This is a genomic window from Geothrix paludis (genome assembly GCF_022808815.1).
Classification (GTDB): Bacteria; Acidobacteriota; Holophagae; order Holophagales; family Holophagaceae; genus Geothrix; species Geothrix paludis.
On sequence record NZ_JAKZLC010000002.1, the window covers coordinates 387,947 to 403,130 of the forward strand.

The window sequence follows — 15,184 nt, forward strand, 5'->3', positions numbered from 1 at the left end:
GCCTGCTCCTAGTTAAGGCGGAAGTACGCCGCGCCCTGGATCAGTTCCGATTCGGGAATGAGAAGGCGGTCCCCCACGAGAGTCCGAGCCAACGGAACCGGGTTGCATCCGCCCTTGACCTCGTTGATCAGGTTGGTGTGGAAGCGCTGGTTGCACTTGTTGCAGACCATGTAGTCCCCCTCCTGCCGGTAGCCCATGCGGCCGCGGAAGCAGACCACGCAGGAATCGATGGCCGCCCGGATCTGCCCATCAACACTTTTCACCACGAGGAAATTCACGTCCGTGTCCCCACTCCGGTAGGTGAAGAAATGCGCCCTGCCATCGGCGATTCCCGAAGCCTGGAGGCTTACCTGGCCTTGGGAGGCCTTGACCGTGGGGTACTTCCCGCTGCCGTTCCCACTCCCCAGGATGTTCCAGCCCAGCATGGCCACGACGACCAGCCCGAAGGCGGCTCCAAGGATGATCGGCAGGTTTTTCTTCTTCTGCGGTTGGACGAACTGGGCCTGTTTGGCTTTGTGCTGAGACATGGAAAGGACTCCTGTGGTGGGTCATGCGCCCAGAGGCGCCTAGGGACGGGGTGGGGGGGAGAACATGGTGGAGGTTCGGTGGCCGGATCAGGAATGTCGGCCCGTCGGAATCAGGGGGTGATCACTGAGAGAGCGGGATGCCCCCGAACAGGTGCCCAGAAATGAGCCGCGATGAAGGTTTTCATCCGGCGAACCTTTCCGGGGAGGAATGGTCCTCGGCTCTTAGGCTTCCCAAGAGGTCTAGAAAGGCGGGCCGGGCCCGTAGAACAGCCCTTCGAGTTCCCGTCACTTTGAGAAACCAGGTGTGGGTCCCGCCTTCGACCATGCCCACTGTCATGCGGCCCTTGGGTGAATCAGGATTGTCGATGTCGAAGACGGCGATTTGGCCCGCTTTGGACTTCATCCAGGCACGATGGGATTCAACTTCAGATTCGGAAATGGGCTGGAGGCCGACCTGTCCTCGCCAGCGATTCAGATTGGCCCATGCACCGCCTGCACCCCCAGGCAGGAACGAGACGGAAACCTCGACATCTCCAACGACGGTGGGCTTCAAGGTTGCATATCTCAGCCCCCCATCCTCGAGAGAGGCGGTCCAGCCTCGGGGCAAGGTCCAGCTCAATCGTGTTTGAGGTCCGGAGGCGACGAGATCCGTTCCCGGCTCGGACATGTTGCAACCCCCAGAGGCATTGACACCGTGGGGACAGGCAGAAGGACCATTGGGCCCTGGTGTGTGATCGCATCCGCCCTGGGCGGTGGTGCCGGAGGTTGGGGTTCGCACGGGCTGGATCCCATAGAGGGTCAGGGCTGCGGCAATCGAAGCGGCGAGCAACAAGGCAAACCAGAGCCGGCCCCGCGCTGGGGCCATCCAAGCCTTGTTGGTGGATGATTCGTTTCCCGTCACGGCATCCTCCTCAAAGCGGGCAGCCAGGGAGCAGCCTTGGGCGAGCCGTAATCCGTCCGGGTGGACCCTGCAAACCGGTGAGTCCTTGGTTCATTCCGAGTCCTCCGTGCTGAATCGGGGGTGTCCAACACGGAGATGCCGTGCACTGATGTAGGCCTTCACCGCCGCTTCCGTTTCCGGGTGACTTAGCCCGGCCTTCCGCGCGAGCCGCAGGGCATCCTCGACGGATAGCCCTCCATCCAGAACCCAGTAAGCGAAAAGGGCTCCTCCCGCGCGGCTTCCGGAAGCGCAATGAACGAGCACCTTGGCCCCGGGGGATAGAGAAGACAGGCGAGCCCTGAATGAATCCAGCTGGGCGGGGGTTGGATTTCGGTCCATTGGAAGGTTGAAATAGCCACCCCAACTGTTGCCAATGGCCTCAGATTCGAGCGTGAGATCACCCTCAGATGGGCGCCTCAAGTCGATCACATGGATGAATGAGACTAAACCCAGGGAATGAATCACCTCCTCTTCGGGAATACCCCGTATAACAAACAAACCGGGCTGGATTTCTTCAGGGTGGGGAGAGCCCATTGCATGAATCGCGGCAGGAATAAGTAGCGCTGGGATCATGACGACCTTTTTAGATTTACCCGTAGGGTTGCGCATCGTTAGGGGCCGGTGACGGATGAGGGGGTGCCTTGAGTTCGGCTGCTGGAGGAACCCGATCCTGGAGAGGACGCTCGATCGGAACGGCAGGCGGACCGCGATACTGCCGCGAGTGGACATGCCACACCCCCGGCACAGGATTGGCCGCTACGCCCTTGCTCACAGCCGCAGCATCCCGTTGCTTGCAGCGACCGCCTCTTCATGGCCTTCCGGATTTGGGAGAAGGCGATCCACGACCCGAACACGAGAATTGCCGTGACCCAGCAGATCACGGCGAAGCGGACACTTCGCGAGTCTGATTTTGGCTGAAGTCCTTCAGGAACGGCGCCCGCCGGGTGAGGCACGGCCGGCATGATCAGGTCCTTGAAGAACTTCTTGGGAGCCCGCGGCCGAGACGGCCGAATTGGCCCTCCAGGGTGTGAACCGCTCATGGAAACTCCTGTAAGCGTGGTCAGCGGCAGGAAGGAGAGCAGATTGAGGGCTGTGCCCGAGGATCCTTGGGCGTATCTGGGGGACGCAAGATCATCAGCGCGGCGAGGGCCAATCCGATGACAGCCGAAAAATAGACGATGCCTCGCGCCCACCGGTTCTGGGGATCTGGGTTGATCGGATCCGGTGAGTCGAAGGGCGGTAATTCTGACTCGCCCCGCCTCGCGGAGATTCCCGTTGGGTCCTTCGGGCTGTCGGGCAGGTGTCTGGTCATGACGTCAGTTCCAGCGGGAATCTGAGCGTGATTTCGGTCCACCCGTGGCTCGTTCGAGCGATGCCAATATCTCCACCCATGGAATGGACCGTTTCAGAGACGTTATAGGTTCCGAATCCATCGACTGGGGGGATCCCCGGGAGACAGAACAGGGGGTCGAACAACCTTGCAAGTTCCGCATCCGTTTCGTTGCGACCAGGGTCCTGAATTTGCACCGCCACCCATCCTGCCGCCTGCTGACTGGATATCAGAACCGAACCCCTTCCACTCGCCAGATCCATCGCTCGCTGGATCAGGAGTTCTAGGCTTCGGCGAACCAAGCTCTCCGGTCCGCGAACCGGGCTCGGGTCAGAATCGAGATCGACATCGATTCCCGCCATGGTGCCTCGGTTTATGTGAAAGGACTCGATGACCTCCCTCAGACAGACCTGGAGGTCGAACACGCGAACATCCGGTGATTCTTCAGAGGTTGCAGCCGTGTGGCTGAACTGACGCAGGAGCAAGGCGGCCTGTTCTGAGGCCCGATGGAGGGTCCTCCAGGCTTCGGCCTGAGCGGGTGGGGCGTCGCCTCCAGGCTTGAGAAGCTCCTGCGCGAAGAGCACCGGGTGCATCGCATATTCAAGATCTTTCGCGATCGCACTTGCACGTCGGCCAACGTCAGCTTGCCACTGGGATTCCACCATTCTCCGCTCGCGTTCCACATCATTTGACACATCGCGCATGAGCGCGATGAACGAGGGGCCACCCATATGATCAATGCGTCCGATGCTTGCATCCACGGCCCGTAAGGCCCCGCTGGCGTGGACCAGATTCAACCTCACTGGTCGCTCGGAAGATGCAGCCTCCATTCGGCTCACGGTTTCCTCGGGCAGGAAGGTATGGATGCGCGGCCTCATGGCGTGCCGCAGAGAAGGAATGCCCACCAAGGCTGCGAATCCGGGATTGAGCCGAATCACGTCTCCTTGGGAATCCCAGGCGATTACGCCATCTGGAATGGTGTCGACCAGGGTCTGGAGAAAGTCCGCGAGAACCTGGCTTCGATGCTGTTGGTAGAAGGCCAGCCCGCCGGCCAGGCAAAACCCCATGGCAAGAAGGACGGATGCACCCGCGAATAATGCGAGTTGTCGTGCATTCTGTCGGCTGGACCGGATGGCGAGTTCCAACATGTCTTTGTGGTAACGAGCCAAGGCCTGTAGGGCGCCCAGGACAGTCTGATGTTGGTGGTCCAGATGGGCATAAGCTTCCATGGCTTTCTGCCATCGAAGCTCTCTCTCGGGCCCGGCCGGAAGGGCCTTGAGGTTCTGGGCGTGCTGTCTGGCTAAGGCAACTTGGTCGAGATACCCTGAGATGGATCGATCGACCGCTGTGAGGTAGGCGTCTGGTTCTTGGCCGGTCCGCCGGCCAAGCTCCTGTCGGGAGGCTCTCAGGCGATCGATGCTGGCTTCTAGGGCCGCGGATTCGACTTCGGGGCGTTCGGCGTGTAGTAACCCAAGGGCCTTCTCATGGACTTCCTCCAGCACTCCCATATGCCTGGACGTCTCCAAGGTCCATGTGCTGCAATGCGCGAATCCGAGGGAGGCTGCCTGAGTCGACTGAATCAATAAGACAGACCAGAGCAGAAGCCCGAGAAACGGCAGTGCCACGGCTCCAAGAATCCAGAGCTTTCGACGATGCGAGACAGAAGGATATTTTGGAGCCATGGCCCACCTCAGGTCTCACAGCTACGGCATGTCCGGCATGTAGGTACCAGACGCCCATACGTCCTTCTCGGGGGCCATCTTCATGCATTTGGGCGAATTCTTGGGAGTCCCGTCCGCCTTCAAATAGTCATTTGGTGCCGCGGTGAGCGGTTCTTCGCAAGGCGTGCAGCAGAGGGCGTACTGCTGACCACGGATGTCAGCCGTCGGGCTTTCCTTGTCCACCTCACCCGAGCAGACCGGGCAGATCACATTGACGGCGGGTTTGGACGGCGCGTTGGCAGTCATAGCGAGGGTCAATAGAAGAGAGAGCATATTTTTTCTCCTAGGGGATCACGGCGGGGGAATGAAGGTGGGCCTTGGCCGTGACAAGGCCCACCATTGGCGGCTTCAATCGCCTTTTCAGGACCATGAGGACCCTTCCCATGAGGGGGAGTCCGAACATCAATGCATGTGTCCGCCGTGGCCCGCATGGCCAGAGGTAGGCATCGCCGGGGCTTGGCCGGCATTCTTCGGGGTACCGTCCTCGTTCAGATACTTGCCAGGATCGTTCTTGAGTTTGCTGTCGCAGTCGGCGCAGCAGATCCTGTATTCCTGCCCACGAACGGTCACGGTCTTGCTCTTTTCGGTCACCTTTTGTCCGAGGACGGGGCAGATGAGGTTGGTCGCCGGTTTGGTTTCGGGGTTGGCAGCGAGTGCCAGGGCGAACAGCAGGTTGATCATGGATGTCCTTTCAGTGGGTGACGGCCTGGAGAAAGGGAGGGACAGCCCGGGCCGCCGTTCGGGGCTGATCCATGCAATAGGGCTCACCTGGGAAGCGCTCAACCGTTCCAAGACCCGGCGCCGGGGGTGTTCCGAACCCTCCAGAACAGAACATCCCCGGCGCCGGCGGCACCCCGAAGGGTGCCCTCCCCTGGTCCTGGGTCCTGCGGCGGAGGCGTGTCGCAGGTTCCGTCACGGTCCACTTTTTCGTGACGGCCCCCTCCAGGAACACAGAGGAGATCCGCAGGCAGCAGCCGACCGTCAAGCTTCGCCCTTGCGTCGCCTGACCTGTCGAACCAACATCCTGCTTGCGGAATGGGTGCACAAAACCTCTCTTACCCCGTTTGAAGGGCATGCGTCTGGGAATCCCAGGGAACATTTCGAGCGATCGGATTGGGATCGCTGAGTGTGTTGGCCAAACTCCTTAGTGGAGGTGGATGGTGTCGGTGATCAGTGCCTCGCCGGCCCGTTCGAAGTAGATGGCGAGTTCCAATCCGCCGGAATGGGCGAATTCATCTCTCGACTCAGTGCTGATGGCCCTCGTGAGCTTGGTGGGAGGAGTCGGGTTTGCCTTCATCCTTCTTTGGGCCCTCTTTCGAATCGCGCGTCGGGTCGTTGAGAGGCCTTCCCTCCTTGTCGAGGTACTTGTCGTAATCCTCCGACATGGCAGGCCCACATCCATCACAGCAGACCAAGTAGTAGTTGCCCCGGATCACCACCTCTCGGTCTCGACCTGGCTTGACGGGTTGCCCCATGACGGGGCAGATCGTGTTGGTGGCCTTCACTTTTGGCCCGCTGTCCTGATGCCCGGAATGATCCTGGGTGGTGCTGTGTCCTCCGTGGCCGGAGTGTCCGCCATGGCTGGGGCCACACTGCGCCATGGCGGGGGATGCAGCCAACGACAGCAGGACGGGCAGGAGCAGGGTGTATGGGTTCATTTCAACCTCCTTGGGGTGAAGTGTTCGAAAGCCGGCGGAGTTCACGGCTGATCAGGTTTCGACGGGACCGGATCCGGGTCAGGACCGCGGTCGTTTTTGGGATGCCCCGGGAGGCCCGATTCCCCCGGATTTCGCTGAGATTCGGCTGGTCCAGAACGGGGAGCCTCGCGCTCTGCCGTTCGGGGTTGGGGCTCTCGGGAGGGGCCATGGTGGCCCTTACCGTGGAAGATCATCCAGCCCAGCGCCATCATGATGCCCATGGCGAGAATGTTCATGAATGCCTCCTGTCTGAGTGGCAGTACCGCGTGAGGGGTTCGATCAGGCATGAACGATCTGCCCGTCCGCGGCGCTGACCTCGCCACAGCGGATGCTCCGCCAGCCCCGCCCCGGGGCCGGAACCGGAGAGACCTGCGCCCTTGTAAGCAGGTCCTCCGGGTCCGGGGGCGCCCATCCGGACACCCTTCCCGTCCTTCCCGGTGAGTGCCGCCATGACCCGCCCCCGCGGAATCAAGGAAGCACCCGCGCTGAATGAGGCGCGCGGATTCGGGCCGGGACTGGCGGGTACCACGAGGCAGGCGTGGATCATGGTTGACGGTGGCTCATGGAAGAAGGTTTCATGGGTGACTCCTTATGAAGGGCTAGGCCCCCTTAGGTGGACGCAGAAGCCAGGGCCTGGGGTGGCTGGCACATCCATCCACCTGGATGAACAGACGGCTGTTTGCTCAGTAGTGATCGCGTACCTTGCCCCCTGTCTGAGTGCTGCTGGCGTTCCTCGGTCGCCCCTCCTGATCCAGGAACTGGTCAGGTTTCTGGGTCAGTTGCTGGCCGCAGTCTGAACAGCAGACGTAATAGTTCCGTTCCCGGACAGTCACGACCTGATTCCGATCGGCCACGGGGTTGCCCAGAACAGGGCAGCGGCCATTCGTGGCAGGCTTGGCCGCTTCCAGGTTCGTGGCCGCGGCGATGATGGTGAAGGTAAGGAGAACTGCATTGCGCATCTGGTGCTCCTTGGTAAGGCCTGATCCACCGGAATCAGGCTGGTTCAGGGGATGAAGTCATGGGTCCCTCCACCACCTCCTTGCGCTTCCAGAGGTAGTAGATGGAGGGGTAGACCAGCAGCTCCAGCAGGAAGCTGGTGGCCAGGCCGCCCACCATGGGCGCGGCGATGCGCTTCATGACATCGGCGCCCGTGCCCGTGCTCCACATGATGGGCAGCAGGCCCATGAAGGCCGCGAAGACGGTCATGGCCTTGGGCCGCACCCGCTTCACGGCCCCGTGGATGATGGCCTCCACCAGGTCGCCGGTAGTGTTCAGGCGGCCCTCCCGCTTCGCCTCGTCGTGGCTGAGGTCGAGGAAGAGCAGCATGAACACGCCGGTCTCGGCGTCCAGGCCCATGAGGGCGATGAGGCCCACCCAGACGGCGATGCTCATGTTGTAGCCCAGGGCCCACAGGAGCCAGAAGGCGCCGATGGCGCTGAAGGGCACGGCCAGCATCACCACGGAGGCCTTGAAGGCGCTCTTGGTGTTGGCGTAGAGCAGGCCGAAGATCAGCACCAGCGTGATGGGCAGGATGACCTTCAGCCGCTCCTTCACGCGGATCATGTTCTCGTACTGCCCGGACCAGGTGAGGCTGTAGCCCGCGGGCAGCTTGAGGTCCTTCTCCACCGCGGCCTTGGCGTGTTGGACGTAGGTGCCCACGTCGAACTTCGACGTGTCGAAATCCACCAGCACGTAGCCGTTCATCTGGCCGTTCTCGTCGCGGATCATGGCGGGGCCATTCGTCCACTTCAGTTCGGCAATTTCCTCCATGGGGATCATGGCGCCATTGGGTGCGGGAACCAGAACACGCTTCAGCGCTTCAGGACTCTCGCGGTAATCCCGGGCGTAGCGCACGTTCACGGGGTAGCGGGCCCGGCCGTCATAGACCGTGCTCTGGTTGTCTCCGCCGATGGCGGTCATCACCAGCATGTTGGCCTGCTCCACGCTGAGCCCGTAGCGGGCCAGCTGGTCGCGCTTGAGCACGAAGTCCAGGAAGTAGCCCTGGGCCGTGCGCTCCGCGAAGGCGCTGCGGGTGCCCGGAACGCCCGACAGGATTCGCTCCGCGTCGACCGACACCTTCTGGATCGTCTCCAGGTCGGCGCCGTTGATCTTGAGGCCGACGGGGGTGCGGATGCCTGTACTGAGCATGTCGAGGCGGGCCTTGATGGGCATGGTCCAGGCGTTGGGGATGGCCGGGAGTTTCACCACGCGGTCCAGCTCCGCGACAATATCCTCCTGGGTGATGCGATCCCGCCAGATGGGCCGGAGCAACGCTTTCAGGAAGTCCGGAGCCCAGGAGCTGAACCACCTAGGCTTCTCGCGCCACTGGTCTTCGGGCTTGAGGACGATGACCGTCTCCATCATGGAGAAGGGGGCGGGATCCGTGGCGGTGTCCGCCCGGCCCGCCTTGCCGAAGACGCGGTCCACCTCGGGCACGGTGCGGATGAGGCGGTCCTGCACCTGGAGGATGCGCTGGGCCTCGGTCTGGCTGAGACCTGGCAGCGTGGAGGGCATGTAGAGGAGCGTGCCTTCGTTGAGGGGCGGCATGAACTCGCTGCCCAGGCTCATGAACGCGGGAATGGTGGCCGCCACCAGCAGCACGGCCACGGCGATGGTGGCCTTGGCGTGCCTCACCACGAAGCGGCAGGGCCCCTCGTAGATGCGGTGGAGGAAGACGCTGATGGGATGCTTCTCCTCGGCGTAGTACTTGCCCACGGCGATCTGGGTGAAGGTCCAGGCCAGCCACCGGGGCTTGAACATGAAGGGCTCCACCCGCGCGAAGAGCATGCGCATGGCGGGATCGAGCGTCAGGGCCAGGATGGCCGCGATGGCCATGGCTAGGTTCTTGGAGTAGGCCAGGGGCTTGAAGAGGCGACCCTCCTGGTCCAGCAGGGTGAAGATGGGCATGAAGCTCACCGCCACCACCAGCAGGGAGAAGAACACCGATGGCCCCACCTCCATCAGGGCCTCCAGCCTCACGTGGTGGAAGTCCCCCGGTTTCCCCGCCTCGATCCACTTCTCGATCTTCTTGTAGGCGTTCTCCACCTCCACGATGGCGCCATCCACCAGCACGCCGATGGAGATGGCGATGCCCGCCAGGCTCATGAGGTTGGCGTTCTGCCCGATGCCGTACATCGGGATGAAGGCCAGCGCCACGCTCACGGGGATGGTGATGATGGGCACCAGGGCCGAGGGCACGTGCCACAGGAAGATGAGGATGATGATGGAGACGACGATCATCTCCTCGATGAGCTTGTGCTTCACGGTGCTGATGGCGTGGTTGATCAGCTCGGAGCGGTCGTAGACTGAGACGATCTCCACACCCTCCGGGAGTCCCTTCTTCAGTTCAGCCAGCTTGGCCTTCACGCGCTCAATGACGTTCAGAGCATTCTCACCTTGGCGCATGACCACAATGCCACCCACCACGTCGCCGTGACCGTCCAGGTCAGCAATACCCCTGCGCATCTCAGGGCCGAGGCTCACGGTGGCTACTTCACTTAGGCGAACGGGCGTACCGTTCTCTGCTTTGAGCACAGCTTGCTCGAGATCCTTGGTGGATTTGACGTAGCCACGTCCCCGAACCATGTACTCGCGGCCACTGTATTCCACGAGCCTGCCACCGACTTCGGCATTGGCTCCCTTCACCGCTCCGATGACAGACTCGATGGGGATTTTGTAGGCTGCGAGTTTGTTGGGGTCCACCTGGACCTGGAACTGCCGGGCCTGGCCACCGACGGTGGCCACCTCGGCCACGCCCGGTGTGCTCTGGACGGAGTAGCGCAGGAACCAGTCCTGGAGCGAGCGCAGCTCATCCGTGCTGTGCTTCCCGCTGTGATCCACCAGGGCGTACTGGTAGATCCAGCCCACGGAGGTGGCGTCGGGGCCGATGGAGGTCTGCACCCCGGGTGGCAGGCTCGAGGTGATCTTGGAGAGGTACTCCAGCGTGCGGCTGCGGGCCCAGTAGATGTCCGTGCCGTCCTCGAAGATCACGTAGACGTAGGAGAACCCGAAATCTGACAGGGCTCGGACCGCCTTCACCTTCGGGGCGCCCAGGAGGCTAGTGACGATGGGGTAGGTGACCTGGTCCTCGACGATGTCGGGGCTCCGGTCCCACTTGCTGTAGACGATAACCTGGGTGTCGCTCAGGTCCGGCAGCGCGTCCAGTGGGATGTTCCGCATGGTCCAGAAGGACATGGCAAGCAGAACCGCCGAGGCGGCCATCACCAGCCAGCGGTTCTCCGCCGAGAAGCGGATGATCCGCTGCAGGAAGGTCGGGTGTTCAGGGTCGTAGGCGACGTTTCCGCTCATCTCTTCCCCTTCAGTGTTGGTGGCCGCCCGCCGGGGCGGCGGCCGGGGAAGCGGGTTTCTGGCTCAGGTGTGCCAGGGCGGCCTTGAGGCGGGACTCGGAATCCACCAGGAAGTTCGCGCGGACGACCACCTCGTCACCGGCCTTCAGGCCCGAACGGATCTCGACCTTCTCGCCCACGGTGGTACCAGTGGTCACTTCCCTGGGTTCAAACTTGCCGTCACCCAGGGCAATGAAGGCCACCTTGGTGGTGCCGGCATCCAGCACAGCGTCCAGGGGAACCAGCAGACCCTTTCGCCCCGGGCCCTTGAGTAGGACCTCTCCGAACATCTCGGGCTTCAGGTCACCCTTGGGGTTGGCGAATTCCAGGCGGGCTTTGGCCGTGCGGGTCTTGGGATCCATGACAGGGTCCACGAAGGCCACCCGACCCTTGAAGGTGTGGCCCGGCTGGCTCTCGAGGCTTAGGTCCGCAGACGCACCCACCTTCACACGGCCGAGCTCGGCCTCGTAGATGTCCGTGAGAACCCACACACGACTTAGGTCCGTGATTTCGAAGGGGATGTCCGCAGGGGTAATCCGGGCGCCTTCCACCACGTTCTTCGCCGTCACGATGCCCGAGATGGGGCTGCGCAAGGTGAGGGACTTCTGGACCTCGCCTGTCTTCTCCAGGCGGTCCACGGCCTCCGCAGGCACATCCCAGAGCAGCAGGCGCCGCTTCGCAGATTCCAGCAGCTCGCCACCGGACTGCTGGAGCGATCCACTGCTCAGGGCCTTCTGGGTCTTCAGGGCCAGCAGGTATTCCCGCTGGGCGCTGACGAACTCAGGGCTGTAGAGGCTGAACAAGGGCTGGCCCTTGGCCACGGGCTTGCCCACGTAGTCCACGAAGAGCTTCTCCACGAAACCCTCCACCTTCACGTTCACCTTGCGAACGCGTGTCTCGTCCACCGCCACGCGGCCGACGGTGCGGAGCTCCCCGCCGACGAGGCCTTCAGTCACTTTGTCCGTTCTCAGGCCGATCAACTGCTGGCGCTCGTGATCGATTTTCACCGTGGCATGGGACTCGATCCCCGTTCCTTCACCCTTCAGGTCGCCCTCGTAGACAGGGACATAGTCCATGCCCATTTCGTCCTTCATGGGGACCTGGGACGTCATGCTGGGATTCATCGGGGAGCGATAGTAGACGATCTTCCCCTTGTCCTTGGGAGCCTCCCCATCCATGGGCACCAGGTCCATGCCGCAGATGGGGCAGGTTCCCGCATGGTCCTGGATGATCTGAGGATGCATGGGGCACTGGAACATCTGCTTCTTGGGCGTTGAAGCCGTGGTGGCGGATTCGGCCCCATGGTCATGCTTGGGCGTGGGGCGCAGGAGCAGGGTGCCTCCCACACCGGCCACCAGCCCCAAGGCCACCAGGCCTAGTGTGCGGAGGCGGGAGGGGCGGGCGGGGGTTGTCTCAATGGATTCATCAATCATGGTCTACTCCGGGCTCACATCGATTTCATGGCAGGACCGCCTTCGCCCTTGGCGGAGGTCGTTCCGGATTTGGCAGGGGACGAGGGCATGGCGGATCCGCCAGGGCTCCCACCCATCCCCATGGACCCACTGCTCAAGCTTTGAGCGGTGATGGCAGGTGTCCCCGCCAGGTTGAATTCCTCTTGGGCGATTTGCAGAGCCTGCGCTTGCGCCAGGGTCTGGAGGAACCCACCTCGATCGGAAATCCAGCCGTTGAGAGCCTCTAACGCGCTCAGGAAAGGTGCGCGACCGGTTTCATACTGAGCCAAATTGGCCTGGAAACTGGACTCGCTCTGGACCAACAGCCCTTCTCGGTAGAGCCGCAACGTGTCGAGTGCCGCTTCTAGCTGGGCCGAACGCTCGTGGATTCTTTGGTTGAGAAGAATACGGATGCTTTCTGCGTCGGAGCCCTGAGCGCGCCGACGGAGTTCCTGCTCAGAGACAGCCCGCTGTTGTTTCTGCTTGGACCAGACAGGAAGGGAGACGGAGAATCCGACCTGCCACATGGGATCAAGTCCACCGCGGGGCATGATGCCGGCGCTGACCGCAAAATCCGGGTAACGATCCCGCTTGGCCAGATCCAGGCTGCGTTCTGCCTGCTTGATGCCGAGGCGGGCGGCCTGAAGTTCAGGGCTCTCCTTTTCGGCCCGGCTCGTCCAGATCTCTACCGGGCTTGCCTCGGGGAGAACATCCTCAAGACGGGCTGTTGTTGGAATCGGCTCCTCGGATGAGAGCCCGCGAAGCCGGTTCAACGTGGCCTGGAGGACCTGCTCCTCGGAGCGGAGCGAGATGCGTGCCTGACGGATGCGGTTCTGTTCAAGCTGGGCCCGGAGAAGATCCGCCTGCGACCCTTGGCCCACCTCATACCTCAGCTTGGTGATGTCGCTGGCCTTCTGCCAGAAGAGGGCCTGCTGATCGAGCAGTTCCATTTGTCCGCGCACGAGCAGCAGTCCGAAATAAGCCCGTTTCACGTCGGCGATGAGGGTGAGACGAGTACGGTCTTCCGTCAGCTTCGATGCCTCGGCTCCAAGGCTAGAGATTTCGCCTCGGAGACTCCGCTTCCCGGGCCAGTACAGCGGCTGGGTGAGCATTACCTGGTAGTAGCTCGTCTCCATCTTTCCGACCTGGATCCCTTTGAATCCATCGTTCTGAAGGCCCAGCGTCAGGCTGGGGTCGGGTAAGGCCTTGGATTGAGGGACGCGCTCTTTCTCGGCCTCCACCAAGGATTTGGCCTTAGCGAGATCCGGGTTGCGATCCAGGGTCTCCTGGATCAGCGATTTCAAAAGAGGGTCTTCCGTCTGCGCCGCCTGTAGGTTGGCAGGCAAGGAAGCTGAAGCGGTTGGGGATGCCTGGGTCTGGGCCCACCCGACGACCGGGATGAGGCCCAATGCCAGGCGCGCGAATCTGCGCATGGACGAACTCCGAGAAATGAGGGTGGGTGCAGCTCCAATCAGCTTTTTCAGCTGGACAAGCCGATCCCCTCAAATCCGAAATACCGCCAAGATTGCGAGTGTGTCCAGGGGCCGACCGCGTGGAATATCCGTAGCCCGAACCGTCCAATTAAGGGCATGCCCTTCCCGGATGGCAAAGGACATCTCACGGACTAGCACACCGGCCCAAGGCCTGGGCTCGGGCTTCCGTTCTGGGTTCAGATCTCTTTCAGCAAGGTTCTCTTCGGCCATGCTCGAGGATGTGGAGGATACCCCTCCTGGACAAGGCGTGCTCGGAGAAGAGCAGTTGGATCCGGCGCCACCTTGCGTCGCAGGCGAAGTCGGCCGATTCGGGGCCATCGGCTTCGTCGCGCACGCACAGTCTGCATCGGAAACGGCCCCACATCCACAAAGGCAGGCCAAAGCTGCTGGCCCTGCCACCATGCGCGCCATTTCCACCGGCCCGACCAAGGTCAGGATCGCAATCGCGATGTAGTGGAACAGACGACGCAAGGGACACCACCTCTTGGGGGGAAGTCTAGACCGGGGGTCATCTCATGCAACGCACTTTCACATTCCGAACCTTCCTCCAGGTCGATTCCCGGAGAATTTCGTCTCGCAGGACTTTGATCTATTAATTCGAATAAAGCGATTTACGTGTAAATCGACGATGCGAAGCCGCTTGAGCCCAGTCGTGACTCGAGTCACTGAAATGGAGCTCTCTCTTTAATCTGTTCTTAATCTTTCGAATCGTGAGGCCCGCCGCCTAAACGTCCCGTCACCATGGCGCGGCTTGGCCTTCGCCAGAGAGCCCTGACCGGCACCCTTACGGCCTGTGCACGACACCGGCATGGGCAGAGAGGTAAGGCGGCTTCGCATTCTCTACCGGCAGTGGCACGCCTCTTCTCACCCTAGGCACTCAAATCCCGCCGTTTCGGAGCGGGCGTAAGCCATCCATGTTCCGGGAGAAGTGCCGGATACCGGGTGGTGGAAGGTAATGAATCACTGCGGTGTATGGTAGGAGGGCAATCCACTATTACACGACTCCGTGTATCATGACTCCGATGGCTAAGCCCACCCTGAAGGTCTCTCCTTGTCCCCCTAAGACGCCTCTCACGAAGCGACCTCTGTTGGGTCCCGGCGAATCTTCTGAACTGGCGCGGATCTTCGATGTGCTCGCCTCCGACACCAGGCTCCGTCTTCTCCATGCCCTTGTGCTCCTAGGCGACCCCTGCATGAGCGACCTGGCCGAAGCCGTGGGAATGAAGCCCCAGGCGGTCTCCAACCAGCTCCGCCGTCTGGTTGACTTGAGCATCCTCAGCACGCGCCGTCATGGGACCCACATCCACTACCGCATCGTGGATCCATGCGTGACCAAGCTCATGTATCACGGGCTCTGCCTCATCGAGGAGACCCACACCCACGCTCAAGTGACCGCGTCATGAAGCGCTGGGTCGCGATCCTGCTCCTCTGCCTGGTTTCCTTCTACCTGGGCGCAACGAGTCTGGATCAGTGCACCGAAGGCGTGAACGACGACTGTGCCCCCATCTGCCACATCCTCTGTGCGGATGGCTGTGCCACCGTCCCAGTCCCGGAGTCTCCGGTTCCCCCGGCCCCCGATCCGTTGCCTCGCCCTCGTTACGAGGCCGAGCGGGCCGAGCACCTCGTCAGCATGGTCATCGAACCCGAGAAGGGTCCCCCCCGGGCCTGAGCGATTCCAG

Annotated in this window: 11 protein-coding genes; 2 read left to right on the forward strand and 9 right to left on the reverse strand. The window is 62.0% G+C overall.

Annotation, left to right across the window (positions count from 1 at the left end; translation table 11 throughout):
- Nucleotides 1-8: 8 nt before the first annotated feature.
- The 9 genes from MLE64_RS07380 to MLE64_RS07420 form a co-directional block, all read right to left on the reverse strand.
- Complete coding sequence (locus MLE64_RS07380; protein ID WP_243317129.1) at nucleotides 9-527, reverse strand: DUF2318 domain-containing protein; 519 nt, start codon at nucleotides 525-527, stop codon at nucleotides 9-11.
- Nucleotides 528-2,775: 2,248 nt separating this feature from the next.
- Complete coding sequence (locus tag MLE64_RS07385; protein WP_243317130.1) at nucleotides 2,776-4,305, reverse strand: ATP-binding protein; 1,530 nt, start codon at nucleotides 4,303-4,305, stop codon at nucleotides 2,776-2,778.
- A gap of 195 nt (nucleotides 4,306-4,500) precedes the next feature.
- Complete coding sequence (locus MLE64_RS07390) at nucleotides 4,501-4,791, reverse strand: hypothetical protein (RefSeq protein WP_243317132.1); 291 nt, start codon at nucleotides 4,789-4,791, stop codon at nucleotides 4,501-4,503.
- Nucleotides 4,792-4,920: 129 nt separating this feature from the next.
- Nucleotides 4,921-5,199 carry a hypothetical protein gene (locus MLE64_RS07395; protein WP_243317133.1) on the reverse strand — a complete coding sequence of 93 codons (279 nt, stop codon included), beginning with the start codon at nucleotides 5,197-5,199 and terminating at the stop codon, nucleotides 4,921-4,923.
- A gap of 563 nt (nucleotides 5,200-5,762) precedes the next feature.
- Nucleotides 5,763-6,176, reverse strand: coding sequence for a hypothetical protein (locus MLE64_RS07400; RefSeq protein ID WP_243317134.1), 414 nt, complete (start codon nucleotides 6,174-6,176; stop codon nucleotides 5,763-5,765).
- Nucleotides 6,177-6,898: 722 nt separating this feature from the next.
- Nucleotides 6,899-7,174 carry an eL24 family ribosomal protein gene (locus tag MLE64_RS07405; RefSeq protein ID WP_243317136.1) on the reverse strand — a complete coding sequence of 92 codons (276 nt, stop codon included), beginning with the start codon at nucleotides 7,172-7,174 and terminating at the stop codon, nucleotides 6,899-6,901.
- A gap of 34 nt (nucleotides 7,175-7,208) precedes the next feature.
- On the reverse strand, nucleotides 7,209-10,523 hold the full coding sequence (locus tag MLE64_RS07410) for an efflux RND transporter permease subunit (protein ID WP_243317137.1): 3,315 nt from the start codon (nucleotides 10,521-10,523) through the stop codon (nucleotides 7,209-7,211).
- Between the two features lie 10 nt (nucleotides 10,524-10,533).
- Nucleotides 10,534-11,994, reverse strand: coding sequence for an efflux RND transporter periplasmic adaptor subunit (locus MLE64_RS07415; RefSeq protein WP_243317138.1), 1,461 nt, complete (start codon nucleotides 11,992-11,994; stop codon nucleotides 10,534-10,536).
- A 14-nt stretch (nucleotides 11,995-12,008) separates the two neighbouring features.
- Nucleotides 12,009-13,445: a TolC family protein gene (locus tag MLE64_RS07420; RefSeq protein WP_243317139.1), complete on the reverse strand. Its 1,437-nt coding sequence runs from the start codon at nucleotides 13,443-13,445 to the stop codon at nucleotides 12,009-12,011.
- A gap of 1,082 nt (nucleotides 13,446-14,527) precedes the next feature.
- Here MLE64_RS07420 and MLE64_RS07425 point away from each other — a divergent pair.
- The gene (locus MLE64_RS07425; protein ID WP_279342966.1) at nucleotides 14,528-14,908 is read left to right on the forward strand and encodes an ArsR/SmtB family transcription factor; all 381 of its coding nucleotides are present in this window, start codon (nucleotides 14,528-14,530) and stop codon (nucleotides 14,906-14,908) included.
- Complete coding sequence (locus MLE64_RS07430; protein ID WP_243317141.1) at nucleotides 14,905-15,174, forward strand: hypothetical protein; 270 nt, start codon at nucleotides 14,905-14,907, stop codon at nucleotides 15,172-15,174. The genes MLE64_RS07425 and MLE64_RS07430 overlap by 4 nt, the downstream gene beginning before the upstream one ends.
- Nucleotides 15,175-15,184 lie beyond the last annotated feature (10 nt).